The organism is Mesorhizobium sp. RCAM 06353 (assembly GCF_059683585.1).
Genome location: NZ_CM185031.1, coordinates 2,836,487 through 2,861,100 on the forward strand (window position 1 = coordinate 2,836,487; position 24,614 = coordinate 2,861,100).

Here is a 24,614-nt window from a genome sequence, read left to right on the forward strand (position 1 = left end):
TTTGGTCCAATAGTTTCGCAAGTGGGCCATACAAGATGCCGCATGGCAGGGAAATCTTTCGCGCCGGCAATGCCGATCTCGGCCAATTGCATGAGAGTCGCTGGCAATGGCTGGAGGAGGTCGCCGGGCCGGCGGTGGCGTTGCCGACCGAATATCCCGATGGCTACCATGTGCCGCAGCACCGCCACAGCCGCAGCCAGTTGCTGCACGCGCTGGTCGGCGTCGTGCTGGTGACGACGCGGCACGGGCGCTGGATGGTGCCGCCGGACCACGCAATGTGGATTCCGGCCGGCACGGAGCATTCCGTCGAGATGCTGGGCGATGTCTCGATGCGCTCGGTCTATGTCATGCCTGGCGCGATTCCCGGCCTGCCGGAAGGCTTGCGCGTCGTCGGTGTCACCGAGTTGATGCACAGCCTGATCGTGGAATCGGAGAAACTGCCGCAAGGTGGCGAGTTGCAAGGGCGCGGCGGGCTGATCATGAACCTGCTGCTGCACGAAATCCCGACCTTGCCGGAACGGCCGCTCGGCCTGCCGTTCCCGTCCGATCCGCGGCTGGCGATACTGTGCCGTCGCTTCGTCGCCGCCCCTTCGCCGCATGCGACGATCGACGAATGGGCTGATGCCGCGGGCATGAGCCGGCGCTCCTTCACCCGCGCCTTCCAGCGCCAGACCGGCCTGTCGCTGTCGACATGGCGCCAGCAGGCCTGCCTGTTCGCGGCGCTGCCCAGGCTCGCCGATGGCGAGCCGATCACGCGGGTGGCGCTCGATCTCGGCTATGACAGCGTGCCGGCCTTCATCACCATGTTCAAGCGCATGCTGGGCTCCTCACCGCGCGGCTATATGCGTGGCACGCGAGACGGCGAAGGCATGCGGCGGGCGGCGCCCGATGCAGGCACCAGATTGCTGCCGTCAGGAGATTAGTCGAACAGGCTCGACACCGATTCCTCGGTCGCCGTGCGCGAAATGGCCTCGCCCATCAGGTCGGCGATCGAGATGACGCGGATGTTGGGGGCGTCGAGCACGCCCTGCGTCGGCTGGATGGAATCGGTGATCACCAGTTCCTGCAGCTTCGAGCCGCTGATGCGGGCGACAGCGCCGCCCGACAGCACGCCGTGGGTGATATAGGCGGTGACGCTGGTGGCGCCATTGGCCAGCAGCGCATCGGCGGCATTGCACAGCGTGCCGCCGGAATCGACGATGTCGTCGATCAGCAGGCAATCCTTGCCGGCGACGGCGCCGATGATGTTCATGACTTCCGATTCGCCCGGGCGTTCACGGCGCTTGTCGACGATGGCGAGTTGCGCATCGAAGCGCTTGGCCAACGCCCGCGCCCGCACCACGCCGCCAATATCGGGCGAGACCACCACGACGTTGCCGAGTTGCTTGTATTTCGCCTTCACGTCGCGGGCCATCACCGGCACCGAGAACAGATTGTCGGTCGGGATATCGAAAAAACCCTGGATCTGGCCGGCATGGAGGTCGAGCGTCAGAACCCGGTCGACGCCGGCGCGGGTGATCATGTTGGCAACCAGCTTGGCCGAGATCGGCGTGCGGCCTGACGCCCGGCGATCCTGCCTGGCATAGCCGAAATAGGGAATCACCGCCGTGATGCGCTTGGCCGAGGAGCGCATGAAGGCGTCGATCATGATGAGCAGTTCCATCAGGTGATCGTTGGTCGGGAACGAGGTCGACTGCAGGATGAAGACATCCTCGCCGCGCACGTTTTCCTGGATTTCGACGAAGATTTCCTGGTCGGCGAAGCGCCTGACACTGGCCTTGCCCAGCGGGACATTGAGATAACGGGCGACCGCTTCGGCCAGCACCCTGTTGGAATTGCCCGCGAAGAGTTTCATGCACCGTTCCTGGTGGAGGATAGCGAGACCTCACGGACTCGCCTGCGCCCGTTAACCGGGCTTTTAGCGGCCCGCGCCGGTATTGCAAGCGCCGAGATCGGGAATCCGCCGGCTAAACTCAAGAAAGGTTCTTGCCATCGCCAAGGGGCAACACTCCAGCACAACTTGCTAACCCGCCTTGCCGCCAAGAAATGCCGCGAACTGGTCGATGGTCTGGTCGGCGATCGCCTGCATGGTTGCGGGCGAGACATCCTTCCAGCTGTCGGCGCCCCCGCCATTGCCAACCGAAGGCGCCTTCATCTGGCCGTTGATGCGGTGCAGGCGGTTGCCTGCGGGGTCGTAGACGTCCCAGACATAGATAACCGTGGTGTCCTTGCCTTCGGAAATCGCCGAGAAATAGCCCTTCAGCACATGCGTCGCGGTCTGGTCGGCGCTGCCGGCAAGCGTGATGCCACGCTGTTTGGCGCGCGTCTGCAGTTCCGCCGTGAGCGGCGTGGCGGCCTCGACCGAAGCGCCGACGATCGGCGCGATCTGCAGCCGGGTCTTCGACAGGATGGCGGCGCTCTGGGCTGAAGTGAGCGGTGCAGTGGTTGCAGGAACGCCCGTGGTGGTGGTAGGCGCGGCTGGTGACGTTGCGGGAACTGTGGCCGCCGTACTGCCCGGTGCTGCCGGCGCCGAGGTCGCCGGCGGGGTGATGGCGGAAGGTTCGAGAACGTCCTTTGCGTTGGTGCAGGAGGCAAGAGCCAATGCCACAAGCAATGACACGGTCGTCACATGCGATCGTCTCATTTGCCTTCTAACTCCTTGGCGAAGAACGCCTCCCATTATGGATTCACTGTACGATCAAGTCGAGATCATGGCGGGACAGCGGCTTCGGCTGGGATTCGGTGGTCAGGTAGGTGCGGCCAAGCGTCATTGCCGTCTCGGTCTCGGAATCCATGATGATCATGTGGGCGAACAGCGTCATGTGCGGCGCGATCGGCTCGGGGTTGCCCTGATAGAACATCGGCATGTCCATCCAGGACGGCGTGAAGCGGGCGCCGACCGAGTAGCCGCAGGCGTTCAGCCGGTGCTTGGTCAGGCCGTGCGCCTCAATGGTGCGGGCGTGGGCGTCGAACACGTCGCCGAATGTATTGCCCGGCGCCATCGCCTTTTCCACCGCGAGAAGGGCCGCGCGGGCAGCGTCGAACAGTTCCTGATGGCGCTTCGACACCTTGCCGGTCAGCACCGTGCGCATCATCGGCGCATGGTAGTGATGGAAGACACCCGCCCATTCGAGCGTCAGCTGGTCGTTCTTGGTCAGCTTGCGGCGGCCGGCCTTGTAGCGGCAGAGCAGCGCATCGACGCCCGAGCCGATGATGAATTCATTGGCCGGATAGTCGCCGCCGCCGGCGAAGATCGCGCCTTGCATGGCGGCCAGGATCAGCGCCTCGTCGCCCCCCTGCTTGATCAGCGGCAGTGCCGCGTCCAGCGCGTCGTCGGAGAGATTGGCGGCCTTCTCGGCCTTGGCGATCTCGGCCGGGCTCTTGAACAGGCGCAAGCGGCCGACAATTCCGGACGCATCGGCGATCTGGCCGAAGGTCTGCAACTGCTCGTCCAGCCGGCGGCCATTGTAGGCTGTCAGGCCGTGGGTGTCGTATTCGACGCCGATGCGGGCGCCAAGCAGGTTGAGATCGTTGAGCAGATTGCGCAGGTCGACCGCCGGGTTGGCGCCATTGCGGTCGGTCCACAGCACGATGTTGTCGATGATCGAGGTGTTTCGCGCCTGGCGCAGGTCGGCCGAGCGGGTCAACAGCACCATCGAGCCGTCGGCCTTCACCACCAGGCACTGGAAGAAGCAAAAGCCGAACGTGTCGTAGCCGGTCAGCCAGTACATGCTTTCCTGCGCGAACAGCAGGATGGCGTCGAGTTTCTTCTCGGCCATCTCGATCATCAGCCGGTCGCGCCGCGCGTCAAATTCCGATCGTTCAAAATGCAACGCCATTATTCAGTCTCCAAAACGATGGCCGAAACCTGCCGGCCGTAATCGGGCTCCTTGCGGTGCGTGGTGCGCCGGTAGGAGTAAAACAGATCTTCCTCGGCATAGGTGCAGCGGCCGAGGCCCTCGGCGGTCACCCCGGCCCTGGCCAGCCGGTCGACCGTGTAGCGGTTGAGATCGAACATGGCATGGCCTGATGTGGCGGAGGGTGCGAAGTAGCCGATGTTTTCCGCGTCGGCCTCGACGAAGCGGGCAACGAATTCCGGCCCGACTTCGTAATTGTCGGGGCCGATCGAAGGGCCGAGCACGGCGACGATGTTTTCGCGCCGGGCACCCAGGCCTTCCATGGCGGCAATGGTGTTTTCCAGCACGCCCGTAAAAGCGCCTTTCCAGCCGGCATGCGCCGCGCCGATGATGCGCGCCCCGGCATCCGCGAACAGCACCGGGCCGCAATCGGCGGTCGAGGCGCCGATGGCTATGCCCGGGCGGTCGGTGACGATGGCATCGGCCTTCGGACGTTCGCCGGCAAAAGGTTCCCTGGCGACGACGACGTCGGGGGAATGGATCTGCCAGGCGGTCAACAGATGGCTCGCCGGCACGCCCATCCAGGCGGCGACGCGGGCGCGGTTCTCGGCCACCAGCGCCTTGTCGTCATCCGATCCGGTGCCGATGTTGAGGCCCTGGTAGATGCCGGTCGAGACGCCGCCTGTGCGGGTGAAATAGCCGTGGCGGATGCCTTGTGCCTGCGCCTTGTCCAGCAGCGGCGACCGAACGGGTTCCGGTTTGGTCTGATTCAGCATGCGGGCGTTGTTGTCCGTGTGGGCGGTTTCGTCAAGAAAAAGCGGCTGGCGGTCCGACCGCTCTTTTACCGGACGGGAGATTGGGAGGGGCAGCGGTGAAAAGTCAATCCGCCGTGGCAAAGGGGCGGATGGTCACGCCGCGCGGCAACACGGCGAGCACCTTGAACAACTCGCCCATGGCCTGCGGTCCGGCGAGGCGTTCGACATCTTCGGTGATCTTGTCGCGGGCCGTCTGGCCGGCATCGGCGCCAAGTCGGCCGGCACGCTCGAGAATGCCCATGCCGAGCAGGAAATTGCCTTGCGTCGACAGATGGGCATCGAGACCATGAGCGCGCACGGTGGCGGCAAGGGCGGCGAAATCGACATGCGAGGTGAGGTCGGCTTCGCCGGGATTGGCCAGCACATCTTCGTGATTGTGCCGGCGCAAGGCCTGCAGCGTGTCGCCGACACCCGGCTGGAGATAGCCATAGTCGAGGAACAGGCCGGCGCCGCCATGGCGGGCCACGCGTTCGGCAATGGCCGCCATCAGCGCGGTGCGGGCGGGTGCGATCTCGACGACCGCGCCTTGCGGCGCTTCAGCGGCGTCAACGGGCAGCAGTGTCGGGTCGACCGAGCCGGCGCCGGCGAAGAAGCAAAGGGCATTCTCGTCGTCCAGGCTGACCATGCGCTCGCGCCAGCCCGTACCGGCGCGGACGAACTGGCGGATCGGCACGGCGTCGAACAATTCGTTGCCGACGATGAGCAGCGGCTGATCGGGCAAGGTCTCGATGGTCTCGTGCCAGCCAATCGCGAAGGGTGTCGCGTCGAGCGTCTGTTTCTGCACCTCGGTTAGGCGCGGGCTGGTCTCGATCATGGCGAAGGCGGCGCCATTGGCCAGCGTGGGGTCGAGCCGGGACAGGGTGCGCAGCATGTCCTTCATCAGCGTGCCTCGGCCCGGGCCGATCTCGGCGATGGTGACCGGCATTGGCCGGCCAATCGCGGCCCAAGCCTGGTAGAGCCAGACAGCGACGAGTTCGCCGAACATCTGGCTGATCTCCGGCGCGGTGACAAAATCGCCGGCGGCGCCGAAGGGCTCGCGCGTCGTGTAGTAGCCGTCGGCGGGATCGAACAGGCACAGCGCCATGTATTCGTTGACGGGTAGGGGGCCGAGCGCCTCGATCAGGTCGACGATGCGGGTCTTCAGCCGCGTCATGTCGCCTGCGGCTGTGCTTGCGTCACCGGCTTGGCCGTCGCCATCGCCCAGATGCCGGCCAGCACCATCGGCGTCGACAGGATCATGCCCATGGTCAGCCAGTTGGTGCCGAGGAGATAGCCGAGCTGCTGGTCGGGCTCGCGGAAGAACTCGACGAAGATGCGCGACAGGCCGTAGCCGCAGATGAAGGCGCCGCCGACGAAGCGCGGCGTCTTCAGCTTGAGGCGCGAATGGGTGAGGATGCGCAGCACGAGGAACAGTACGATGCCCTCGAGGAAGGCTTCGTAAAGCTGGCTCGGATGGCGGGTGAACGGTCCGCCATTGGGGAATTCGATTCCCCACGGCACGTCGGTTGGCCGGCCCCAGAGCTCGGAATTGATGAAGTTGGCGACGCGCACCAGGCCGAGCCCAACCGGCACGCCCGCGGCCACGACATCGAACAGCGACCAGGTGCGGATGCCGCGCTTGATGGAAAACAGCGTCATGGCGAGGATGACGCCGAGCAGGCCGCCATGGAACGACATGCCGCCTTGCCAGACGGCGAAGATGTCGAGCGGATGCGCGATATAGCGCGCCAGATCATAGAACAGCACGTAGCCGGTGCGGCCGCCGAGCACGACGCCGATCGCCGCCCAGACGATGAAATCGTCGAGGTCCTCCGGCTTCATCGGCAGGATGCCGTCGGGCCACAGTTTCGGGTTGGCGGCGAGCCGCTTGGCGTACCACCAGGCGAACAGGATGCCGACGATGTAGCCGACGCCGTACCAGTGCACCGCCAGCGGCCCGATCTGGATGAGGATCGGGTTGATGTTGGGGAAGGGCAACGAGGCCAGCGGCAGCAGGAAATATTCGTTCAACGGGGAGCTCTCGGTTGCGGTCGCGTTCGGGCGCGGACCATGCGGCAGGGTTTTGGCAGGGTCAAGGCAAGCTGGTTGCCGTCAAGTGTCGCGACGGATCCCGATTGCGAGCCATCGCGCGGTGGACGGTGTGCTCAATCCTTGGCGGCCACCACCTGCCGCAAAGCGTCGTTGATCCTGTCCTGCCAGCCGGGACCGTCTTCCTGGAAATGATCGAGCACGGCCCGGTCGATCCGGATCGAAACAAGTTCCCGGACATTTGGGGCGCTCGAGGCTTCGCGAATGGGCGCTGCCGGCTTCTTGACCGGCTTGAAGGCCGCTTCGGCGGCTTCGAATGGATTTGTCGGTCGGCGCGGGGGCGTTGCCATTGGATTGACCTTGGATTGGAGACGAGCGCTGCTGGACGCGAGACGCGATGAAACACAATAGGCGATTTGGCGTTCTCAAGTACAGTTGGGGCTGTTTGAGAGCTTCCTATAGGCATGGTACCGCTGTGCGCCATAGCAACGCAGAGGCCGCACCGGCCCTCAACGTTCTTGCATTCCGCGCTCCGCGCCACTACGTCATTTCGAGCAAGCGAGGATTTGCCATGTCGACCGGACCGAACCGCATTCTCGATGAATTCGCCAAGCTGATGACCGACGCCGCCGGCGCCGCGCAAGGTGTAAGGCGCGAGGTGGAAACCGCCTTCAAGGGGCAGGCGGAGCGTATCCTCAATTCGATGGACGTGGTGCAGCGCGAGGAATTCGAGGCCGTGCGCGAGATGGCCGCCAAGGCCCGGGACGAGAACAACAGGCTTGCCGCCCGCATAGAGGCGCTCGAAGCGAAGCTCGCCGAACTGGCCGGTGATGCCGCACCAGCGGCGGCGGCGAAGCCCCGCGCAAAAAAATAATCGTTAAACTTTTCCACATAGTGCGATCCCGAAAATCGCTTTGTCGTGAATCGCTTAACGGCATTGCATGAATCTTTGTGACAGCGCCTTTCCACATGCGAATGCCGCAGTGCGAAAAATTGGGCTGTTCACGCGACTCCCGATCAATAGACTGAATTTGTTGCATGATTCGGAGCAGGGTCATGCGGCCGGGCGGTGGGGTCCGGTCTGGGGTCTTTGCGTCGAGAAGTAGTCTTTAGCGCGAAGTAAGTCCTGGCCGTCCGAGTTCTAGATCAGATTGTTCGTCGTGTGTGCCCCGCGGAGCGTGAGGCGCTCCCCCTGAACACAGGAAGCATTCCATGGAACTTCTCGAACTCGAATACTCCCGCGAAATCCATCCGGTGGATGTTATCGAGCAGGTGGCCCACAACAATGACTGGTCCTTCGAACGGGCCGGCGATGATGAAATTTCGATCTCGGTCGCCGGCAGTTGGACCGACTATCACGTCTCCTTCTCCTGGATGGAGGATTTCGAGGCGCTGCATCTGGCCTGCGCCTTTGACATCAAAGTGCCGGAGACCCGCGCGCTGGAAGTGATGCGACTGTTGTCGCTGATCAACGAGCAGATGCTGTTCGGCCATTTCGACCTCTGGGAGCAGGAAGGTGCGATCATGTTCCGCCAATCGCTGCTTTTGGCCGGCGGGGTCGAGCCGTCGAGCCAGCAGGTCGAGGTGCTCCTGTCCTCGGCGCTTGAAGCCTGCGAATGCTATTTCCAGGCCTTTCAATTCGTCGTCTGGTCGGGAACATCGGCCAAGGACGCGCTCGCCGGCGTGCTGTTCGAGACCTACGGCAACGCCTGAGCCAGTAGGGCAGAGACATGAGTTCGAGCAGCGAGCGTAAGCCCGAGATCAGTTTTGCCGATTTCGATCGTGTCGACATCCGCGCCGGCACGATCGTCGAGGCCGAACCGTTTCCGGAAGCGCGCAAGCCTGCCTTCAAGCTGAAGATCGATTTCGGACCTGACATCGGGGTGAAGAAATCGTCGGCGCAGATCACCAAATACTATACGCCTGAAACGCTCATCGGTCGTCAGGTGTTCGCGGTGATCAATTTCCCGCCCCGCCAGATCGGGCCGTTCATGTCGGAAGTGCTGACGCTGGGCTTTCCCGACGAGGAGGGCGCTGTCGTGCTCGGAGCGATCGAGCGCAGGGTGGCGGACGGCGGCAGATTGTTTTAGCGCTTAAGTGAGCCCGATTGGCTTGGATGACGCTAGGTTCCCAAATGTCTCTGGGACCCATCGATCTTTCGGATAGGTTCGGGAGAGATGATAAAGGTTTTGCTCATCCGTGTAGCCCAGAAGCTTGCCTTCCAGCCATTCCAATTGAGAGCACCAGGCCCCGCGACCCATTAGATCGAGCAGAAGCAAAAAGGCCTCCACCCGCCATTCTTCACCCCGGCGGGAATAAAAGTAATAGTCGATGTCCAGTGGGGAGCCATCCGGGAGGCGCCTAGTGAAGGAGCGGATATGCTGCGACACTGTTCCATTGGCGACATAGGTCGCGAAATCCTGGTTGGCCAGCGCATCGGATTTTTCAAAGCCATCCACGCGCTCATGGGCAAAGACGGCAAACGGCTTGGATCCGGCGAGCATCATCTCCAATTCGCGGTTGGTGTGCACGAGATACGGATAAGGCTCGTTTGCCATCCATTCCAATTTCCGTTCGCAGGGACCTGATCATAGCCAGAATGCAATGGGGAAGGCGAGTAGCGCTGTGCGCAGAGGATTCCTGAACCAGGAATCAGTCAGGCCGCCAGCCTGCGCGTCCTACCGAGGGCCTCCTCGACACAGTCGAGAAACATTTCCGCACAGGCTTTCCAGCTGTAGCGCATGGCGCGTTCGCGCGCTTCGGCGCGGTCGACCTTGAGGGCGGCGAGTGAGGCCTCGCGCAGATCGGTCGAGACTGCGCCGCCGATGCCGTCGCCGACAATGTCGATTGGCCCGGTCACCGGATAGGCGGCGACCGGCGTGCCGCTGGCCAGCGCCTCGATGATGACGTTGCCGAAGGTGTCGGTGCGGCTGGGGAAGACGAAGACGTCGGCCGAGGCGTAGATCTCCGCCAGTTCGTCATTGGGACGGTGGCCGAGGAAATGCGCCTTGGGGTACTTCGCCTTCAATTTGGCCAGCTCCGGTCCTTCGCCGACGATCACCTTGCTGCCGGGCAGGTCGAGGTCGAGGAAGGCGCCCAGATTCTTTTCAATGGCGACGCGGCCGACGCAAAGGAATACCGGGCCGGGGAAGCCGAGGTCCTTCCTCTTGTCCGGGCGGAAATGGTCGGTGTCGACACCGCGCGTCCATGGCCTCAGCTTGTTGAAGCCGCGCGCCGAAAGGTCGTCGGCGAGCGACTGGGTGGCGACCAGCGTGCCTTGGCCGGAATTGTGGAAATCGCGCAGCCAGCGATAGGCCCAGCTTTCCGGCACAGGCAGGCGGGCGCTGAGATATTCGGGAAAGCGCGTGTGGTAGCTGGTGGTGAACGGCCGTCCGGCATTGCGGCAATAGCGCCGCGCCATGATGCCGAGCGGGCCTTCGGTGACGATGTGGACGTGGTCGGTCTTGTAGGCTTCGATCAGGCGCGCGACATGGCCAGGCGTGGTCAGCGCCAGGCGGATGTCGGGATAGGTCGGCAGGGGCAGTGTGCGAAAGATGTTGGGCGTCAGGAAATCCACCGCCACGTCGAAGGATTTCAGCGTTTCGGTGAGCCGCTCCAGTGTGTGGACGACGCCGTTGACTTGCGGGCGCCAGGCGTCGGTGACCATCAATATGCGCATGGCGGCCCTTTGCTGGAAAGGTCGACGGTTGCCTTGAGACGATGCCGGAACGGCGACCAGCCGGCTGCCCTCGCTTCGCGCCAGCGCACCCGGGTGGGCACGGCGTCGAAGTGAGGCGGCAAGATCGAATCAACTGTAGTCTTGCGTTTCATGCGCGCTCTTCACCATGATTTCATGACGAGCGGATGAAGCCTGATACCTGGCTTGGTATTTGGGCTTTTTGGGCGCGATGCTTGGGCTTGCCTAGGCCGGCACCTTGATCACCGCGCGCAGGCCGCCGAGCGGGCTGTTGTCGAGGGTGATGTCGCCGCCATGGCTGCGGGCGATGTCGCGGGCGATCGACAGGCCGAGCCCGGTGCCGCTGGCGTCGAGGTTGCGGGCCTCGTCGAGCCGCACGAAGGGCTTGAACACGTCCTCGCGCCTGTCGGCCGGGATGCCGGGACCGTTGTCGTCGACGGTGACGACGAGCGAGCCACGGCCGTGATTGGCGCTGACCTCCACCGTCTTGGCATAACGGAAGGCGTTGCCGATGACATTGGACAACAGCCGGGCGAAGGCGTTCGGCCTGACATGCACGGTCGGATCGCCGGAAAGCGCCGTCGACAGCTTGCATTTGCGCAAGGCAGCCTCGTCGCCGAGCTTCTGGAAATAGGCTTCGAGGTCGAAACGTCCCGGATCCTCCGAGGCTTCGCCGCGGGCAAAGGCGAGATAGCCTTCGAGCATCGACTGCATGTCGTCGATGTCCTGGTTGAGTGCGGCCTTGGTCTCGGTCTTGCCGCCGGCCAGCGCCAGCTGCAGCTTGAAGCGGGTGAGGATGGTTCTCAGATCATGGCTGACACCGGTCAGCATGGCGGTGCGCTGGTCGATCTGGCGCTCGATGCGCTCGCGCATCTGGATGAAGGCAAAGCCGGCGCGGCGAACCTCCTCGGCGCCGCGCGGGCGAAAATCACGCGGCATCGGCCGGCCCTTGCCGAAGCTTTCGGCGGCTTCGGCAAGCGTCAGGATCGGCCGGATCTGGTTGCGCAGGAAGGGGATGGCGATCATCAACAGCACCAGCGAGGTGCCGACCATCCAGATCAGGAAGATGTGGGTGTTGGAGGCATAGGCCTGGCTGCGGCGCACGAAGACGCGCAGCACCTTGTTCTCGAGCTGGACGCGCACCTCGACGATGTTGGAATTGCCGACCGTGTCGATCCAGAACGGTCGGTTGATCTGGCGGGTGATCTCGGACGAGAGGACGTCGTCGAGGATCGAGAAGAACGGTTTTGGACCGGGCGGCGGCAAAGGATCCGGTGGCAACAGGTCGACCTTCAGCTGCATGCGGTCCTGGGCGATGCGGATGATGTTGGCGTAGTCGGCGTCGTGCGGATAGGTCTCGATCAGGTCGATGATGGCGGCGATGTCGCGCACGGTGGCTTGCGACAGGCGCTGCGTCACCGTTGCCCAATGGCGCTCCATGAAGACGAAGGCGACGACCGATTGCAGCAGGATCATCGGCGCGATGACGATGATCAGCGAGCGCGCATAGAGGCGCTTGGGCATGTAGAGCGAAACAAGGCGCCAGAACCGGTTCCAGATGCGCGGCACCGCCTTGAGCGTTCGCGTGGCGCGTGCGCTCAAGCCGTCAGGTCCCGGCCCTTCCAGTTCCGTCGTCGCCATTGGCTCTTTTTCATTTCGTCCGCGGCCAATCGGGCCACGGCCGGTATTCTATTCTACACTGAGCCGATACCCAATACCGCGCACGGTCTGCAGCCAGACCGGGTTGGACGGGTCGCGCTCGATCTTGCGGCGCAGCCGGTTGATCTGGACGTCGATGGTGCGCTCGCCGACCTCGGAATCGTCGCCGACCAGTTCGTGGCGCGGGATGGTCTCGCCGGCGCGTGCGGCAAAGATCGCCAGGATCTCCTGCTCGCGGTCGGTCAGCTTCAGCGCCTCGCCGCCGCGCTTCAATTCGCGCCTGGCGATCTGGAAGGTGTAGGGGCCGAAGACCAGCTGCTCGACCTTGGGCGTCGTCGCCGGGCCACCTCGGCGCAGGATGTTGTTGATGCGCAGGATCAGCTCGCGCGGGTCGAAGGGTTTGGGCAAATAGTCGTCGGCGCCGGCTTCCAGCCCTGAGATGCGGCTGTCGGTCTCCGACAGCGCCGTCAGCATCAGGATCGGCACGTTCTTTTCGGCCCGCAGCGATTTGGTCAGATCGACGCCGGTTTCGCCCGGCATCATCACGTCGAGCACAAGCAGGTCGAAATCGAGGCCGGCAAGCTTGCGCTCGGCTTCGCCGGCATTGCCGGCGACGGTGACGCGAAAGCCGTTCTCGGTCAGATACTGCTTGAGAAGATTGCGAATGCGGGTGTCGTCGTCGACGACGAGCAGATGCGGCGCATCGTCGTCCGGTGCGGCCGTCTGATCGACCCTCTCAGTGCTCTCCATGGCTTTTCCCTGACATTTTTGCGGACCCAACGTCAATCTGCGCTCTCAGTTCCGGATTGACCATCGCTTCGAGGAAGCGTTCCACCAAGGTCCGTTCGGTGGCGCCGGAATCTTCCAATGCAGCACGGATGCGGCGCGACTGTGGCCGCGCCAGCGCCAGCGCCAGCGCACGGCCCTTCGCCGTCGGATAGAGTTCGCGCTGGCGGCGGTCGCGCGGGCCTTGCAATTGCACGACATGGTCGGTGTCGATCAGTTGCTTGAGCACGCGCGCCAGGCTCTGCTTGGTGATCTTCAGCACGTCGAGCAGTTCGGCAACCGTCAGGCCCGGTCGGCGGTTGACGAAATGCAGCACCCGGTGGTGGGCGCGGCCGAAGCCATAGTCGGCCAGGATCTGATCGGGATCGGAGGTGAAGTCGCGATAGGCGAAGAAGAACAGTTCGATGATGGCGAAGTCGATGCCGTCCTCGTCCGTGATCGCGGTCCTGATCGGTTTTCCGGCGGCTGCGCTTCGATCCGTCATCATGTCTCCAGGGGAACGGGAGATTATGTCAGTACTATTGACGTAATTTCCCTGCAATGGTAATTTTTGACAAGCTTTTGGGCGGATTGCGAACGAAAAGGCAAGGCAGGCCGGTTTTTCCGGAACTTCCTGAGTTTGCCAGAGCGCGATTCTCCGCCTACGCTTCGAGACACCGGCCGGCGTCTCCGAACGCATGGCGCGGCCAAAAAGAACACGCAACGACACCAAGATATGCGGGCGGCTGCCCGCGGGAGGTTACCATGGCATCCGTTCCCTTCGATCAGCTGGACGGCTTCATCTGGATGAATGGCGAGTTCGTTCCGTGGGGCGACGCCAAGATTCATGTGCTGACGCACGGTCTGCACTATGCCAGCGCGGTCTTCGAGGGCGAGCGCGCCTATGGCGGCGCGATTTTCAAGCTCAACGAGCACACCGAGCGCCTGCATGAATCGGCGCGCCTGCTCGGCTTCAAGATTCCCTATTCGGTCGCCGAGCTCAACGACGCCTCGACCACGCTGTTGAAGAAGCAGGGTTTCCAGGACGCGTATGTCAGGCCGATCGCCTGGCGCGGCAGCGAGCAGATGGGCGTTTCGGCGCAGAACAACCGCATCAACTGCGCCATCGCCATCTGGCAGTGGCCGAGCTATTTCGATCCGGCGCAGAAGCTGAAGGGCATTCGCCTCGACGTGGCGGAATGGCGCCGGCCCGACCCGCGCACGGCGCCGTCGAAGTCGAAGGCCGCCGGCCTCTACATGATCTGCACCATGTCCAAGCACGCCGCGGAAGCCAAGGGCTATGCCGACGCCATGATGCTCGACTGGCGCGGCCAGGTCGCCGAAGCAACCGGCGCCAACATCTTCTTCGTCAAGGACGGCAAGATCCATACGCCCAAGCCCGATTGCTTCCTCGACGGCATCACCCGCCGCACGGTCATTGGGCTGGCCAAGGATCGTGGCCTGGAAGTGATCGAACGCGCCATCCTGCCGGAAGAACTCGAAGGCTTCGAGCAATGCTTCCTGACCGGAACGGCAGCGGAAGTAACGCCGGTTTCGGAGATCGGCCCTTACCGATTCGAGGTTGGCGAAATCGCCAAGAACCTTATGAACGACTATTCTGCCGCGGTGCAGCCGAAGCACGCGATCGCCGCAGAATAACGATAGTCACAGCTTTTCTCGCAAGCAGGGGCGGTTTTCGAGCCGCCCCTTTTATTTCAGCGTTTCTGCATTTGACTTTCATCCAATTCGGCGTCTCATGATGGTGTCGGCCCGGGAGGCTGGCAGCTATGGAGGGACTAATCATATGGACATGAACACGCTTCTTCCGATCATCATTCAGGTGATTACAGGCATCATCGGCGGTCAGGCGGTCGGTGTTGCGCTTAAGAACGCTGCTATGGGACAGCTGCCCAAAATCCTGGGTGGCGCCATTGGCGGCGTCGGCGGCGCGGCGATCCTCGGCAGCCTGCTCGGTGGTGGCGCGGTCGATCCGGCAGCGGCAGCGGCGGCGACGAGTGGTCTCGGCAGCGCGCTCAACCTCAACAACATCGTCGGCGGCGCCGGCGGCGGCGCGATCCTGACCGGCATCATCGGTGCGGTCCTGGGCGCCATGAAGAAGTAAGCCTGACGGGTCTCAGGTCTGTTCAAATGGGCGGCTTCGGCCGCCCATTTCTGTTTCTAAAGCGACCGACTGTTCGTCTTTCGAGGGGTGGACGCCTTTCACTGGCGCCTCTACATCACCGCGTGAACATCGAAAGGACGATCATGGGTCAGCTCAATGCCGGCATCGTGCCGGTCACACCGTTCCAGCAGAACTGCACCATCCTGTTCGACATGGACGACAAGCACGGCGTCGTCGTCGATCCGGGCGGCGACATCGACAAGGTGCTGGCGGTGCTGAAGGACAATGCGATCACGGCCGAAGCAATCTGGATCACGCATGGCCATATCGACCATGCCGGCGGCGCCATGGAGCTGAAGGAGGCGCTCGGCATCGACATCATCGGCCCACATGCGGCCGACAAGTCCCTGCTCGACAATCTGGAGAACCAGGGCAGGCGCTACGGCATTGCCGGCTCGCGCAACTGCGTGCCCGACCGCTTCCTCACCGAAGGCGAGACCGTGTCGTTCGGTGGCCACGTGTTCGAGGTGCTGCATTGCCCCGGCCATGCGCCGGGCCATGTCGTCTACTACAACCGCGCCGCCAAGTTCGCCCATGTCGGCGACGTGCTGTTCCATGGCTCGGTAGGCCGCACCGATCTGCCGGGCGGCGACCATGCGACGCTGATCGCTTCGATCAAGGACAAGCTGTTGCCGCTTGGCGACGACATCGGTTTCATCTGCGGCCATGGTCCCGGTGGCCGGTTTGGCGAGGAGCGCAGGACCAATCCGTTTCTCGTTTAGGATCAGGGCCCTTGGCACCAAGTCCTAGGGTCAAAACAAAAAAGCGCTGGCCTTGCGGCCAGCGCTTTTTGTTTGGGGCAGGGAAGCCTCAGTTTGCAGTGCAGAAATGCTGTTCGCCGTCATTGCCGGTGAACGTCCCGGTGCGGGAGTTGAAGGTGCGGTAGCGGTCCGAGCAATACTCGTACCAGCCGCGCGTCCACGGTTCGGCATAACGATCGGCATAGACCACCTGCGGCTCGGCGTAATAGCGACGGACCGGGGCCGGGCGCACCACGACCTCACGATCGTAGTAACCGTCACCGTAGTAGCGGTCAGCGTAGGGCGGGGGCGCATCATTAGCCAACGCGCCACCGATCAGCGCGCCGGCCGCGAGGCCAAGTACGCCGGCGGCGATGGCGTCGCCATTGTGGTGGCGGCGGTGATGACCCCAGTCATCGGCGTTGGCCGCGGGCAAGGCCGCAAGCATGGTGCCGGCCACGGCGGCGGACAGCACGGCAGTCTTGAAAATTCTGTTCATCTTGGTCTCCTTCGTACCGGGCCGTGCAGTGTTGCAGGGGATGCGGTCCGGCTTTACCCAAGACTAATATGCGACCGTGGCTGAACGGAGGCTGAACGGATTTCGACCTGCCTGTTCAAAATGGCGTGTTCAAGAGGCCGTCAAAAACCACGCTCGAAATGAGCTGGGCTGCCTGCTGGAGCCGACGGTCTGAGACCGGTTCAGCCGACCGACAGGTTGACGGCCTTGGGTCCCTTGCCGCGCTTGTCCGGCTCGGTGTCGAATGTCACTTTCTGCCCATCTTCGAGACCGGGAAGACCCGACGCCTGCACGGCCGAAATATGGACGAAGACATCCTTCGCGCCATCGTCCGGCGTGATGAAGCCGAAGCCTTTGGCATGGTTGAAGAATTTGACGGTGCCGGTCTGCGGCATGGGAAGCTCCCTTTGATCCCATAAACTCCAGTCTCGGGCCGGCAAATGCCCGAGAGGAAATTTGTCCTTTATTTTAGCGTCATCGGCAAGAGAAAGTTTTGCGGGCACTTAAAGCGCGTCACGCTTTAAGCCCTTGTTATGATGCATGTCGTTGACCCGGAACCGGATCCACTTGCGGGCGACATGCACTGATGCTGCGCTGCGGACATGAAAAAGGCGCGACGAAAACCGCCGCGCCTTTTCAAAAATCTGTCTGCGTGCCCAAGGACCGGGCAAACTCCGAACTTCGTTCGTCCGCCGTCAAGGACAGCGGCGCGCCGATGGTTCAGGCAGCGCGGAGGTTGACCGCCTTCGGGCCTTTGCCCATGCGGTCCGGCTCGACGTCGAAGGTGACCTTCTGGCCGTCGACGAGCGTGCGCAGGCCCGATGCCTCGATCGCGGAAATATGGACGAATACGTCCTTGGCGCCGCCGTCGGGCGTGATGAAACCGAAGCCTTTGGTCGCGTTGAAGAATTTAACGGTGCCGGTCTGGGCCATTGGGGAAACTCCTTCACCCGTTCAGTCTTTGATGGTCCTGCCCGCCACCTGGCGTCGAGGGCAGTTCCCGGTGGTTGCTTCGGCAGTCATGCATTGGCGCATGGTCAAACCCCCCGCCGAAAACGGGGCCGTCAGAGATTCACAGTATCGGGGAAAGGTCGTCCAAAACGTTCCGCTCTCCGGGTCGCAAATGCCCGAACACGGAATTTATCGCACGGAAACGTGAAGGTTGCAAGATAGCGCCGCGGGCCGCCACACGGGGCGCATCCCGACGCAAGAATCGACCGATCTGAGCGTCGACCAGCCGCAAGTAGGCTCGGATTTGGATCGGGTCATCGGCCCACGGACGGGGTCACGCATGGGCCAGGATTGCCTGTAGCGTGAGCGGGCGCCCGCCACGGCTGCAACCGAAATTTCCCGCGCGAAGAGCCGCGAACATGGTTGCATTTGACGGGGGAATGGCGAGGATCGCGGTCGGAGACGGGATCGAGGGAGAGATCAGCATGAAATTCCTGGCGTCGATTTTTTCGCGGCAAAGTCTTGGCTTTTCGCGGCAAGCATTGGTCGCGCTGTGCCTGTCGGCGCTTCTGGCCGCCTGCACCGTCGTCGTCGATGACGGGCCGGGACCACGCCCGCGTCCGCCGCGTCCCGAACCGGAATTCTGCACCAGGCAATACGAACCGGTCTGTGCCCGCCGCGGCGGCGACCGCCAGACCTTCGCCAATGGCTGCCTTGCCGACCGCGCCGGCTACCGCATCGTGCGCGACGGCCCCTGCCGCGGTGACGGCGATGGTGGCGGCGGCGGTGGTGGTGGCGGTGGCGGTGGCGGTGGCGGCGAAGAGCAGACGTTCTGCACCCGTGAATACGCGCCCGTCTGCGGCCGCCGCCATGGCGAGATGCGCAGTTTCCCCAACGCCTGCGAAGCTCGCGCCGCGGACTACCGCATCGTTGGCGACGGACCGTGCTGAGAGGGCGCTACTTGGCCACGCCAGTATAGGCCTTGGCCTTCAAAAGGGTGGCCAGATGGGCGGCGTTTGATGCGGCCATCTCGATCACGCCGGCGACCTTTTCGGGGGTCTTCGGCAGGTCGATATAGTTGACGTCGCCCATGGCTTCGCCAACCCAGTAGACCCCACCATTGGCCGGGATGGTGAAGCCGACATCGTTGAGCGACTGAAAGCACTCGGCATGACAGTGGTGCGCCCCGTCCTCATTGCCGACGATCGCCACCAGCGCCACCTTGCCGGCGGCCGGCATGCGGCCCTTGTCGTCGGTTTCGTCGAGAAAGGCGTCCATGCGCTCCATCACGCGCTTGGCGACGCTGGAGGGCTGCCCCATCCAGATCGGCAGGCCGAGGATGAAGATATCGGCCGCGATGATTTTCTTGCGCAGCTTCGGCCAGTCGTCGCCCTTGCCCATATCCGAGAGCACGCCGGGCTTGATGTCATGATCAAGCGCGCGCACGACCTCGCCTTTCACACCGTGTGGTTTTAGCGCCAAGAGCAGATCGGCGATGATCTTGTCGGTCGAGGATTTCTCCCTGTCGCCGGAGGCTTTCAGCGAGCAATTGATGGCGAAGGCGGTGAGGGGCATTGCGCGGACTCCTGCAAATGGCTGTGCAGGCTCAACGCCGCGAGGCGTGTGCGGTTGCGCCGATGATATCCAGATGTGGTGCCTTAAGCCGGATAAGCCCCATCGGCAGGCCCGGCATAGACCTCGCTGCCATGCTCATCGGAAATGCGCAGGCGGTCGGGGATCTGCGGCATTGCCAGCGTATGCAAGAGTGCGGTGGCGCCCTGCAGGGCGGCGCGCAGGGTCGGCGCTTCCAGCGACACCTTGTCGAGTGTTGCTTCCTCGGCGTCGCGCGACCGATAGAACTCGATGACGAAATTCAAGCAAGCCTCCGTGGCAGAGCACTGCGTGGGCCTTTTGCGTCAGTTCAACGCCTGCTCACAGCGGGGCGATGGGGCGCATGCGAAGCGCCCCCAAGGGCTGTCAGCCCTTGGACTTTGGCTTCAGGCTGCTCTCCGCCTGCTTGACCGAAGAGCCGAACGGGGCGGCGGCCTTGGCCACGATCTTGTCCTTCTTCGGCTTGCGTGTTTCGCGATTGCTTCGCTGTTGACCCTTGGACATGGACTGCTCCTCGTGTGCGCGTGCTGGTTTGGCGTTGTTGCGTGGTCTCAGACGACCGGATTGCCGGCGACAACCGGATTGTCGACCGGTTCGAGATTGTCTTCCGTGGTGACCCGCTCGTAGGTCTCCTGCTCGCTGCGGATGCGGTATTGCGGCGAACCGTCCTTGACCGGCAGCCTGCTCTTGATCTCGAACAGCTCCGCCGTCTTCTGGACAAGGCCGGTGCGGCTCTTCATGCGCACCGTCTGGCCAATCGCGAAAAGGTGCGAGGGCGTGTCGGTGCGCGGACGCGCATTCTGCTGGAAACGGATCATGCTGCATTCTCCCGGTCGCGCTTCAGCGCGGTTTCGAGTTCGAGGTGGTCGATGGCGATAAGCTGGCTGGTGGTCGGGTTCTTCGCCGCCCTAGCCGGCAGGTGAATGAAGGTGGCGACGCGGCGCCAGGCAATACGCGACATGCCCTCGATCAGCTCTTCGTCATGATCGATGTCGTAATCGCCGGCCGGCAACGGTCCCTCCAGTCCACCGAGCGCGAAAGCTGCGGTGAAGTGGGCGATTGAATGGGTGGTGCGGTCCGGCATCCCTGGCCTTCGATTGGTTCACGCCCTTTTTGGCTCACACCTTGGGGCGTTATGCGAAACAGCGGCTTGAAAGCAAAAAAGCGGGGACGAGCCCCGCTTTCCTATTTCCGGCAATCGCTGGAAATAAGCCGCCTTCGAGAGCTGCCAGTACATCCGTGGTCAGCGTTCATCGAATTCGGCCTGATCAGATCAGTTGCAGATTGGCGGCCGACTCGCGGCCCTTGCCGTCGCGCTCCAGTTCGAACTGCAGCTTCTGGCCTTCGGCGAGGCCGGGAAAGCCGGCGCGCTCCAGCGCGCTGACATGGACGAAAACGTCCTTGCCGCCGTCGGCTGGCTGAATGAAGCCAAAACCCTTCTGGCCATTGTAGAACTTCACGGTTCCGGTGGTCATCTGTGTCTTTCGCGAATTGAAAAACCGTCGCACAGCGAAAGTGCCGCGCGTCCGGTATCGACGATTTGGAATGATATTGGCGCGTCGAGAACCTCTGACGCCGCGAGATGCCAATTCTGGCCAAAACGATCTTTTTTTATGTAGATCGTTAAGGCGGTCAGTTCAAGGTGATTCAGGAAATAAACTCGCCGCGGCTGAAAAATAGATCGCTATAGACGTTCAGATATTTCTGCTATGGTCCGGCATATTTCTAAAAATTCTTGAGAGCGCGCTGGGGTATTTTCCCAGTGCTCATATTTTTATTTACTCTGGAATAAGGACAGAACCATGGTTTCCACAAGAAGCTCAAGGGCGAGGACCGTCGCGGTCAATCCGGTCATCAAGCCAATCGCCATACATGCCATTGCCGTTGGCGCCAACGGCCAGCCGATGATCGTCAAGTCGGCACGGCTGACCATCAGAAGCGATGAGGCGGCAAGGCGAACGATCTCCGATACCGATGGCACGGTGAGGCGGGCCAGGCAGGTTGCCGAGACCAACCGTCTGATCTGACCACTTTCGCGGCGACGGAAAAGCCGCAGAACCACGCCGAGACTTGAACCTGACGCGCCAATGGCCTAGATCGCGGCAGGCGGACAAACACGGCAGGTTTCCCATTAACAGAGATCAGAGACGAGCGGCGGGTGCGGGAGCCAGGTCTGGCGCGGGTGGACAGCCGCCGCTGGGCCTCGACCAATATGTGCAGCAGGCCCTGCAACTGCACCAGGCCGGGCGCCGGCAAGAGGCTGAGGCAATCTACCGGCAGGTGCTGGCGCGTCAGCCCAAACATGCGGCGGCGGCGCATTTCCTGGGGCTGCTGCTGCACCAGACCGGGCGCAGCGAAGAAGGGCTCGATCTCCTCGAACAGTCGGTGAGCCTGCAGCCGACGAATGCCGATTTCCTCAACAATTTCGGCACGGTGATGCGCGACCTCGGCCGCATTGCTGCGGCCATCGACTTCTTCCGTGGCGCGGTGGATCTGCGGCCGGAGCAGCTTGCGGCACGGGACAATCTCGGCTCGTCGCTGACGCAGCTCGGCCAGTTCGAGGAGGCCGAGGAGATCTATCGCGGCACGATTGCGCGCAATCCTTTCCATGTGCGCGCTCGTCTCGGGCTTGCCGAAACCCTGCAGGAAGCCGGACGGCTGGACGAGGCGCTGGCTGTGTTCCGCGAGTCGCTGACCATCCGCCCCAGGGATGCCGACCTGCTGCACGGGCTCGGCGTCGGTCTGATGGAAAAGGGCAAGCTCGACGAAGCGGCCGATCTGTTCCGGCAGGCGCTGGCGGTGAACCCCGGCATGGCCACGGCCTGGCTGATGCTGACGCAGGTCAAGCGCCAGAAGGAGCGCGACGCCGAATTGGCCGGCATGGAGGCCCAGCATGCTAAGGCGCCGCAGAACAGCCTGGCACGCATGCAGCTGTCCTTCGGCCTCGGCAAAGCCAACGACGATTTGAAGGATTATAACAGGGCCTTCGACTATTTCGCCGAAGGCAATGCCATTCGCCGCAAGGGGATCAACTATGATCCTGTCAGGACGCGGGCGGAATTCGAGGCGATGAAGACGGTGTTCGATGCCGGCTTCTTCGAAAAGCACCGACCGAGTCCGATCACCGATGACGCGCCGATCTTCATCGTCGGCATGCCGCGTTCGGGCACGACGCTGGTCGAGCAGATCATCGCCAGCCATCCCAACGTCTATGGCGCGGGCGAGCTCAGCATCCTGAAGAAGGCGGTCGGCAAGCAGTTCCCGGCGACCATGCCGGGCGGTTTCCCCTGGGGCGTATCCGATACGGATGACGCGGATTTTGCCGAGGCAGGCCAAGCCTATCTCGACATGCTGCATGCCCGCTATCCCCATATCAGCCACGTCACCGACAAGATGCCGGGCAACTTCCTGCTTGTCGGCTTCATCCACATGATGATGCCGAAGGCCAGGATCATCCACGTCGCCCGCGATGCGGCGGCAACCTGCCTGTCGATCTACAAGGTGCATTTCCGCGGCGACAGCCACCGCTACGGCTATGATCTCGGCGAACTTGCCGATTTCCACAATCTCTACACCGACCTCATGGCGCATTGGCACAAGGTGCTGCCTGGGGTCGTGCATGATGTTCGCTACGAGGATTTCGTCGCCGATCAGGAAGGGCAGACCCGGGCACTCATCGACTATCTCGGCCTGCCATGGGATGATGCCGTGCTGTCGTTCCATGATACCGACAGGCCGGTGCGCACGGCTTCCGCCGCGCAGGTGCGCCAGCCAATGTATCAAGGCTCGGTCGACCTGTGGAAACGCTATGGCGACAGGCTGAAGCCGCTGCTCGACAAGCTAGGCTGAACGGTCAGCCGATGCCCTGCGCTGGATCAGGGTGACGTTGGTTGAACCGCCATCTTGATCTTGTTGGGTGAAATGCATTAGCCGGCCTTCGGCTCGTAGCGCAGGAAAACGTTGCCGTTGCCGAAGGCCTGCGACCGGGCCAGCTTGACCCGACTTGAACAGTTGGAGGTGAACGGATGGCGAACGCTGTCAGTTAAGCTATTGAATTCACTTGCCTTGAATTTCCGGCGCGAAAATGTGTGGTAACAACATTTGTGCTGTTATCGTGGTTCTGTATGGATTTGACGGCATTTATTCGCTAACAACGCTGGCATGTTTGTCGTTGAGAGAGTCGCGCGCGGCCACCGCTATCTCTACCTCGTGGAAAGTGTCCGCGACGGCAAAACCGTTCGCCAGCGCACGATAAAGGCGCTGGGCCGCAAGGATGCGCTGGTTGCCAGCGGCGAACTTGACAGATTGGCGGCCTCGATTGCGCGCCATGGCGAACGCAGCCTCATCCTGTCCGACATTGACGCGGGGCGGATTGCCTCTCGCCGCATTGGCGGTCCGCTGTTGTTCGGGCGGCTGTGGCAGCGGCTCGGGATCGGCGATGTGCTGGAAGAGGTGCTGGAGGGGCGCCAGTTCGGCTTTGCGGTGGAACGGGCGGTGTTCATTGGCACGTTGCATCGGCTGTTCGTGTCCGGCTCGGACCGCGACTGCGCGAACTGGATGGCCGATTATGGTATCGAGGGCGCCGAGGGTCTGGCGCTCCATCACTTTTACCGGGCCATGGCGTGGCTGGGCGAGGAACTCGGCGAAAAGGCGCAAGGCGCGCTGGTGGCGCGCTGCGTGAAAGACGTGATCGAGGAAAAGCTCTTCGCGCGCCGGCAGGACCTGTTCACCGACCTCAGCCTTGTGTTCATGGACACAACCTCGTTGTCCTTCCATGGCGCGGGCGGCGAGACGCTGGGCAAGCGCGGGCATTCCAAGGACTTCCGCCCCGATCTGGCGCAAATGATCCTGGCGCTGGTCGTTGATGCCGAGGGCCGGCCGATCTGCACCGAGATGGTGCCCGGCAACACCGCTGACGTGACCGTCCTGTTGCCGGTGGTCGATCGGCTGCGAACGCGCTTCGGCGTCACACGCGCCTGCGTTGTCGCCGATCGCGGCATGATCAGCGCCGATACCATCGCCGCGCTCGAAAAGCTGGGCATGGAATACATTCTGGGGGCCCGCGAACGCTCGAGCAGCGTGATCCACAACGTCGTGCTCAATGACGCGGCACCGATGGTTCCGCTCGTTCTCGAGCGCCAGCGCGGTGAAACTCAGTTGTGGGTCAAAGAGGTCAAGGTCGGTAAAGACCGCTACATTGTCAGCCGCAATGACGCCGAGGCCGAGAAGGACAAGGCCGACCGCCAGGCGATCATCGCCGGCCTCGAGGCACAGCTCAAGAAGGGCGACAAGGCACTGGTCGGCAACTCGGCCTACCGGCGTTACCTCAAGGCCAGCGGCAAGAACTTCAAGATCGATGTCGGCAAGCTTGCCGAGGAAGCCCGGTACGACGGCCTCACCGTGGTGCGGACCAACGCGAAGGTGACCCCGCTCCAGGCCGTGCTGCGGTATCGCGATTTGCTCGAGGTCGAGAGCCTGTTCCGCGCCGCCAAGGCAACCTTCAATACCCGGCCGATCTTCCACCAATCCGATGCCGCCATCCGCGGGCATGTGTTTTGCTCGTTCCTGGCGCTCGTGCTCAGCAAGGAACTGCGCCGCCTCTGCCGGGCCAAAGGCCTGACGCCCGAATGGCAGCCGCTCCTACGCGATCTCGACCGCCTCCAGGAAGCCACCATAGAAAAGGATGGTCGCATCGTCACAACCAGAACTCACGTTACGGGCCAAGTGGGCAACGTCTTCAAGGCATCTGGCATCGCTCTGCCACACAACCTCGACGAACAACTCGCCTGAGA

Annotated in this window: 32 protein-coding genes; 11 read left to right on the forward strand and 21 right to left on the reverse strand. The window is 62.9% G+C overall.

Translation table 11 applies throughout. The features are described 5' to 3' along the window. Positions 1-35 precede the first annotated feature (35 nt). Positions 36-923, forward strand: coding sequence for an AraC family transcriptional regulator (locus AC56QX_RS13430; protein WP_497116520.1), 888 nt, complete (start codon positions 36-38; stop codon positions 921-923). Here the strand turns inward: AC56QX_RS13430 and AC56QX_RS13435 are convergent. The 7 genes from AC56QX_RS13435 to AC56QX_RS13465 form a co-directional block, all read right to left on the reverse strand. Beyond that, the gene (locus AC56QX_RS13435; protein WP_015316090.1) at positions 920-1,855 is read right to left on the reverse strand and encodes a ribose-phosphate pyrophosphokinase; all 936 of its coding nucleotides are present in this window, start codon (positions 1,853-1,855) and stop codon (positions 920-922) included. The genes AC56QX_RS13430 and AC56QX_RS13435 overlap by 4 nt on opposite strands. A 168-nt stretch (positions 1,856-2,023) precedes the next feature. Next, positions 2,024-2,644 carry a hypothetical protein gene (locus AC56QX_RS13440; protein ID WP_497116522.1) on the reverse strand — a complete coding sequence of 207 codons (621 nt, stop codon included), beginning with the start codon at positions 2,642-2,644 and terminating at the stop codon, positions 2,024-2,026. 43 nt (positions 2,645-2,687) lie between these two features. Further along, on the reverse strand, positions 2,688-3,839 hold the full coding sequence (locus AC56QX_RS13445) for a M24 family metallopeptidase (RefSeq protein ID WP_497116524.1): 1,152 nt from the start codon (positions 3,837-3,839) through the stop codon (positions 2,688-2,690). Next, positions 3,839-4,633: a peptidoglycan editing factor PgeF gene (gene pgeF / locus AC56QX_RS13450; RefSeq protein WP_497116526.1), complete on the reverse strand. Its 795-nt coding sequence runs from the start codon at positions 4,631-4,633 to the stop codon at positions 3,839-3,841. Before pgeF ends, AC56QX_RS13445 begins: the two co-directional genes overlap by 1 nt. 103 nt (positions 4,634-4,736) lie before the next feature. Further along, a complete protein-coding gene (locus AC56QX_RS13455; protein WP_497116528.1) occupies positions 4,737-5,825 on the reverse strand; it encodes a class I SAM-dependent methyltransferase in 1,089 nt (362 codons plus the stop codon). Next, positions 5,822-6,682, reverse strand: coding sequence for a prolipoprotein diacylglyceryl transferase (gene lgt, locus AC56QX_RS13460; RefSeq protein WP_497116530.1), 861 nt, complete (start codon positions 6,680-6,682; stop codon positions 5,822-5,824). The genes AC56QX_RS13455 and lgt overlap by 4 nt, the downstream gene beginning before the upstream one ends. 134 nt (positions 6,683-6,816) lie before the next feature. Next, the gene (locus AC56QX_RS13465) at positions 6,817-7,050 is read right to left on the reverse strand and encodes a BrnA antitoxin family protein (protein ID WP_497116532.1); all 234 of its coding nucleotides are present in this window, start codon (positions 7,048-7,050) and stop codon (positions 6,817-6,819) included. Positions 7,051-7,271: 221 nt separating this feature from the next. On the opposite strand from AC56QX_RS13465, the gene AC56QX_RS13470 reads away from it, so the two are divergent. From AC56QX_RS13470 to AC56QX_RS13480, 3 genes are all read left to right on the forward strand, one after another. Then, positions 7,272-7,574, forward strand: a complete 303-nt coding sequence (locus AC56QX_RS13470; RefSeq protein ID WP_497116534.1) for an accessory factor UbiK family protein — start codon at positions 7,272-7,274, stop codon at positions 7,572-7,574. A 338-nt stretch (positions 7,575-7,912) separates the two neighbouring features. Next, positions 7,913-8,413: a type III secretion system chaperone family protein gene (locus AC56QX_RS13475; RefSeq protein WP_027030631.1), complete on the forward strand. Its 501-nt coding sequence runs from the start codon at positions 7,913-7,915 to the stop codon at positions 8,411-8,413. A gap of 17 nt (positions 8,414-8,430) precedes the next feature. After that, positions 8,431-8,790 (forward strand): tRNA-binding protein, encoded by a 360-nt coding sequence (locus AC56QX_RS13480; RefSeq protein WP_497116536.1) that lies wholly within the window; start codon positions 8,431-8,433, stop codon positions 8,788-8,790. A gap of 3 nt (positions 8,791-8,793) precedes the next feature. On the opposite strand, the gene AC56QX_RS13485 is transcribed toward AC56QX_RS13480, so the two are convergent. The 5 genes from AC56QX_RS13485 to AC56QX_RS13505 all read right to left on the reverse strand — a co-directional run bounded on the left by AC56QX_RS13485 (position 8,794) and on the right by AC56QX_RS13505 (position 13,326). Next, positions 8,794-9,258, reverse strand: a complete 465-nt coding sequence (locus AC56QX_RS13485) for a hypothetical protein (protein WP_497116538.1) — start codon at positions 9,256-9,258, stop codon at positions 8,794-8,796. A gap of 98 nt (positions 9,259-9,356) precedes the next feature. Next, positions 9,357-10,379, reverse strand: a complete 1,023-nt coding sequence (locus AC56QX_RS13490) for a glycosyltransferase family 4 protein (RefSeq protein ID WP_497116540.1) — start codon at positions 10,377-10,379, stop codon at positions 9,357-9,359. A 243-nt stretch (positions 10,380-10,622) separates the two neighbouring features. Beyond that, entirely contained in the window at positions 10,623-12,038 is a 1,416-nt protein-coding gene (locus AC56QX_RS13495) for an ATP-binding protein (protein WP_497116541.1), read from the reverse strand. Between the two features lie 48 nt (positions 12,039-12,086). Next, a complete protein-coding gene (locus tag AC56QX_RS13500) occupies positions 12,087-12,806 on the reverse strand; it encodes a response regulator (protein ID WP_497116543.1) in 720 nt (239 codons plus the stop codon). Further along, the gene (locus AC56QX_RS13505) at positions 12,793-13,326 is read right to left on the reverse strand and encodes a MarR family winged helix-turn-helix transcriptional regulator (protein WP_027044075.1); all 534 of its coding nucleotides are present in this window, start codon (positions 13,324-13,326) and stop codon (positions 12,793-12,795) included. Before AC56QX_RS13505 ends, AC56QX_RS13500 begins: the two co-directional genes overlap by 14 nt. Positions 13,327-13,586: 260 nt before the next feature. Here AC56QX_RS13505 and AC56QX_RS13510 point away from each other — a divergent pair, with 260 nt between their 5' ends. The 3 genes from AC56QX_RS13510 to AC56QX_RS13520 all read left to right on the forward strand — a co-directional run bounded on the left by AC56QX_RS13510 (position 13,587) and on the right by AC56QX_RS13520 (position 15,725). After that, positions 13,587-14,480, forward strand: coding sequence for a branched-chain amino acid aminotransferase (locus AC56QX_RS13510; protein ID WP_027044076.1), 894 nt, complete (start codon positions 13,587-13,589; stop codon positions 14,478-14,480). A 145-nt stretch (positions 14,481-14,625) separates the two neighbouring features. Beyond that, positions 14,626-14,943, forward strand: coding sequence for a hypothetical protein (locus tag AC56QX_RS13515; protein ID WP_497116545.1), 318 nt, complete (start codon positions 14,626-14,628; stop codon positions 14,941-14,943). Between the two features lie 143 nt (positions 14,944-15,086). Continuing rightward, a complete protein-coding gene (locus AC56QX_RS13520; RefSeq protein ID WP_497117753.1) occupies positions 15,087-15,725 on the forward strand; it encodes an MBL fold metallo-hydrolase in 639 nt (212 codons plus the stop codon). Between the two features lie 88 nt (positions 15,726-15,813). On the opposite strand, the gene AC56QX_RS13525 is transcribed toward AC56QX_RS13520, so the two are convergent. The 3 genes from AC56QX_RS13525 to AC56QX_RS13535 all read right to left on the reverse strand — a co-directional run bounded on the left by AC56QX_RS13525 (position 15,814) and on the right by AC56QX_RS13535 (position 17,193). After that, positions 15,814-16,242, reverse strand: a complete 429-nt coding sequence (locus AC56QX_RS13525) for a BA14K family protein (RefSeq protein ID WP_497116547.1) — start codon at positions 16,240-16,242, stop codon at positions 15,814-15,816. Between the two features lie 200 nt (positions 16,243-16,442). Continuing rightward, positions 16,443-16,655, reverse strand: coding sequence for a cold-shock protein (locus tag AC56QX_RS13530; RefSeq protein WP_008877668.1), 213 nt, complete (start codon positions 16,653-16,655; stop codon positions 16,443-16,445). Between the two features lie 325 nt (positions 16,656-16,980). Continuing rightward, positions 16,981-17,193, reverse strand: coding sequence for a cold-shock protein (locus tag AC56QX_RS13535; protein ID WP_006202520.1), 213 nt, complete (start codon positions 17,191-17,193; stop codon positions 16,981-16,983). A 503-nt stretch (positions 17,194-17,696) separates the two neighbouring features. Between AC56QX_RS13535 and AC56QX_RS13540 the strand changes: the two genes are divergently transcribed. Further along, a complete protein-coding gene (locus tag AC56QX_RS13540) occupies positions 17,697-18,161 on the forward strand; it encodes a Kazal-type serine protease inhibitor domain-containing protein (protein ID WP_497116549.1) in 465 nt (154 codons plus the stop codon). 7 nt (positions 18,162-18,168) lie between these two features. Here the strand turns inward: AC56QX_RS13540 and AC56QX_RS13545 are convergent, their stop codons facing one another. The 6 genes from AC56QX_RS13545 to AC56QX_RS13570 all read right to left on the reverse strand — a co-directional run bounded on the left by AC56QX_RS13545 (position 18,169) and on the right by AC56QX_RS13570 (position 20,297). Beyond that, on the reverse strand, positions 18,169-18,786 hold the full coding sequence (locus AC56QX_RS13545) for a flavodoxin family protein (protein WP_497116551.1): 618 nt from the start codon (positions 18,784-18,786) through the stop codon (positions 18,169-18,171). A gap of 83 nt (positions 18,787-18,869) precedes the next feature. After that, positions 18,870-19,088 (reverse strand): hypothetical protein, encoded by a 219-nt coding sequence (locus AC56QX_RS13550; RefSeq protein WP_497116553.1) that lies wholly within the window; start codon positions 19,086-19,088, stop codon positions 18,870-18,872. A 100-nt stretch (positions 19,089-19,188) separates the two neighbouring features. Beyond that, positions 19,189-19,326, reverse strand: coding sequence for a hypothetical protein (locus AC56QX_RS13555; RefSeq protein WP_497116555.1), 138 nt, complete (start codon positions 19,324-19,326; stop codon positions 19,189-19,191). 47 nt (positions 19,327-19,373) lie between these two features. Next, the gene (locus tag AC56QX_RS13560; protein WP_497116558.1) at positions 19,374-19,640 is read right to left on the reverse strand and encodes a hypothetical protein; all 267 of its coding nucleotides are present in this window, start codon (positions 19,638-19,640) and stop codon (positions 19,374-19,376) included. Beyond that, complete coding sequence (locus AC56QX_RS13565) at positions 19,637-19,906, reverse strand: hypothetical protein (RefSeq protein WP_497116560.1); 270 nt, start codon at positions 19,904-19,906, stop codon at positions 19,637-19,639. The genes AC56QX_RS13560 and AC56QX_RS13565 overlap by 4 nt, the downstream gene beginning before the upstream one ends. A 184-nt stretch (positions 19,907-20,090) precedes the next feature. Continuing rightward, positions 20,091-20,297 carry a cold-shock protein gene (locus AC56QX_RS13570; RefSeq protein WP_096449281.1) on the reverse strand — a complete coding sequence of 69 codons (207 nt, stop codon included), beginning with the start codon at positions 20,295-20,297 and terminating at the stop codon, positions 20,091-20,093. Positions 20,298-20,624: 327 nt separating this feature from the next. On the opposite strand from AC56QX_RS13570, the gene AC56QX_RS13575 reads away from it, so the two are divergent. The 3 genes from AC56QX_RS13575 (at position 20,625) to AC56QX_RS13585 (ending at position 24,612) form a co-directional block, all read left to right on the forward strand. After that, the gene (locus AC56QX_RS13575; RefSeq protein ID WP_497116562.1) at positions 20,625-20,849 is read left to right on the forward strand and encodes a hypothetical protein; all 225 of its coding nucleotides are present in this window, start codon (positions 20,625-20,627) and stop codon (positions 20,847-20,849) included. 187 nt (positions 20,850-21,036) lie between these two features. Next, positions 21,037-22,671, forward strand: coding sequence for a tetratricopeptide repeat-containing sulfotransferase family protein (locus AC56QX_RS13580; protein ID WP_497116564.1), 1,635 nt, complete (start codon positions 21,037-21,039; stop codon positions 22,669-22,671). 312 nt (positions 22,672-22,983) lie between these two features. Beyond that, complete coding sequence (locus AC56QX_RS13585; protein WP_497111064.1) at positions 22,984-24,612, forward strand: IS1634 family transposase; 1,629 nt, start codon at positions 22,984-22,986, stop codon at positions 24,610-24,612. Positions 24,613-24,614 lie beyond the last annotated feature (2 nt).

Coding starts and splice junctions, on each gene's coding strand:
- AC56QX_RS13455 (WP_497116528.1), bottom strand. CDS start 5,825: ATGACGCGGCTGAAGACCCGCATCGTCGACCTGATCGAGGCGCTCGGC.
- AC56QX_RS13585 (WP_497111064.1), top strand. CDS start 22,984: ATGTTTGTCGTTGAGAGAGTCGCGCGCGGCCACCGCTATCTCTACCTC.
- AC56QX_RS13545 (WP_497116551.1), bottom strand. CDS start 18,786: ATGCCCCTCACCGCCTTCGCCATCAATTGCTCGCTGAAAGCCTCCGGC.
- AC56QX_RS13570 (WP_096449281.1), bottom strand. CDS start 20,297: ATGACCACCGGAACCGTGAAGTTCTACAATGGCCAGAAGGGTTTTGGC.
- AC56QX_RS13525 (WP_497116547.1), bottom strand. CDS start 16,242: ATGAACAGAATTTTCAAGACTGCCGTGCTGTCCGCCGCCGTGGCCGGC.
- AC56QX_RS13555 (WP_497116555.1), bottom strand. CDS start 19,326: ATGTCCAAGGGTCAACAGCGAAGCAATCGCGAAACACGCAAGCCGAAG.
- AC56QX_RS13575 (WP_497116562.1), top strand. CDS start 20,625: ATGGTTTCCACAAGAAGCTCAAGGGCGAGGACCGTCGCGGTCAATCCG.
- AC56QX_RS13560 (WP_497116558.1), bottom strand. CDS start 19,640: ATGATCCGTTTCCAGCAGAATGCGCGTCCGCGCACCGACACGCCCTCG.
- AC56QX_RS13470 (WP_497116534.1), top strand. CDS start 7,272: ATGTCGACCGGACCGAACCGCATTCTCGATGAATTCGCCAAGCTGATG.
- AC56QX_RS13485 (WP_497116538.1), bottom strand. CDS start 9,258: ATGGCAAACGAGCCTTATCCGTATCTCGTGCACACCAACCGCGAATTG.
- AC56QX_RS13500 (WP_497116543.1), bottom strand. CDS start 12,806: ATGGAGAGCACTGAGAGGGTCGATCAGACGGCCGCACCGGACGACGAT.
- AC56QX_RS13490 (WP_497116540.1), bottom strand. CDS start 10,379: ATGCGCATATTGATGGTCACCGACGCCTGGCGCCCGCAAGTCAACGGC.
- AC56QX_RS13475 (WP_027030631.1), top strand. CDS start 7,913: ATGGAACTTCTCGAACTCGAATACTCCCGCGAAATCCATCCGGTGGAT.
- AC56QX_RS13535 (WP_006202520.1), bottom strand. CDS start 17,193: ATGGCCCAGACCGGCACCGTTAAATTCTTCAACGCGACCAAAGGCTTC.
- AC56QX_RS13445 (WP_497116524.1), bottom strand. CDS start 3,839: ATGGCGTTGCATTTTGAACGATCGGAATTTGACGCGCGGCGCGACCGG.
- AC56QX_RS13540 (WP_497116549.1), top strand. CDS start 17,697: ATGAAATTCCTGGCGTCGATTTTTTCGCGGCAAAGTCTTGGCTTTTCG.
- AC56QX_RS13565 (WP_497116560.1), bottom strand. CDS start 19,906: ATGCCGGACCGCACCACCCATTCAATCGCCCACTTCACCGCAGCTTTC.
- AC56QX_RS13505 (WP_027044075.1), bottom strand. CDS start 13,326: ATGACGGATCGAAGCGCAGCCGCCGGAAAACCGATCAGGACCGCGATC.
- AC56QX_RS13465 (WP_497116532.1), bottom strand. CDS start 7,050: ATGGCAACGCCCCCGCGCCGACCGACAAATCCATTCGAAGCCGCCGAA.
- AC56QX_RS13530 (WP_008877668.1), bottom strand. CDS start 16,655: ATGCCGCAGACCGGCACCGTCAAATTCTTCAACCATGCCAAAGGCTTC.
- AC56QX_RS13510 (WP_027044076.1), top strand. CDS start 13,587: ATGGCATCCGTTCCCTTCGATCAGCTGGACGGCTTCATCTGGATGAAT.
- AC56QX_RS13430 (WP_497116520.1), top strand. CDS start 36: ATGCCGCATGGCAGGGAAATCTTTCGCGCCGGCAATGCCGATCTCGGC.
- AC56QX_RS13440 (WP_497116522.1), bottom strand. CDS start 2,644: ATGAGACGATCGCATGTGACGACCGTGTCATTGCTTGTGGCATTGGCT.
- pgeF (WP_497116526.1), bottom strand. CDS start 4,633: ATGCTGAATCAGACCAAACCGGAACCCGTTCGGTCGCCGCTGCTGGAC.
- AC56QX_RS13515 (WP_497116545.1), top strand. CDS start 14,626: ATGGACATGAACACGCTTCTTCCGATCATCATTCAGGTGATTACAGGC.
- AC56QX_RS13480 (WP_497116536.1), top strand. CDS start 8,431: ATGAGTTCGAGCAGCGAGCGTAAGCCCGAGATCAGTTTTGCCGATTTC.
- AC56QX_RS13435 (WP_015316090.1), bottom strand. CDS start 1,855: ATGAAACTCTTCGCGGGCAATTCCAACAGGGTGCTGGCCGAAGCGGTC.
- AC56QX_RS13495 (WP_497116541.1), bottom strand. CDS start 12,038: ATGGCGACGACGGAACTGGAAGGGCCGGGACCTGACGGCTTGAGCGCA.
- AC56QX_RS13520 (WP_497117753.1), top strand. CDS start 15,087: ATGGGTCAGCTCAATGCCGGCATCGTGCCGGTCACACCGTTCCAGCAG.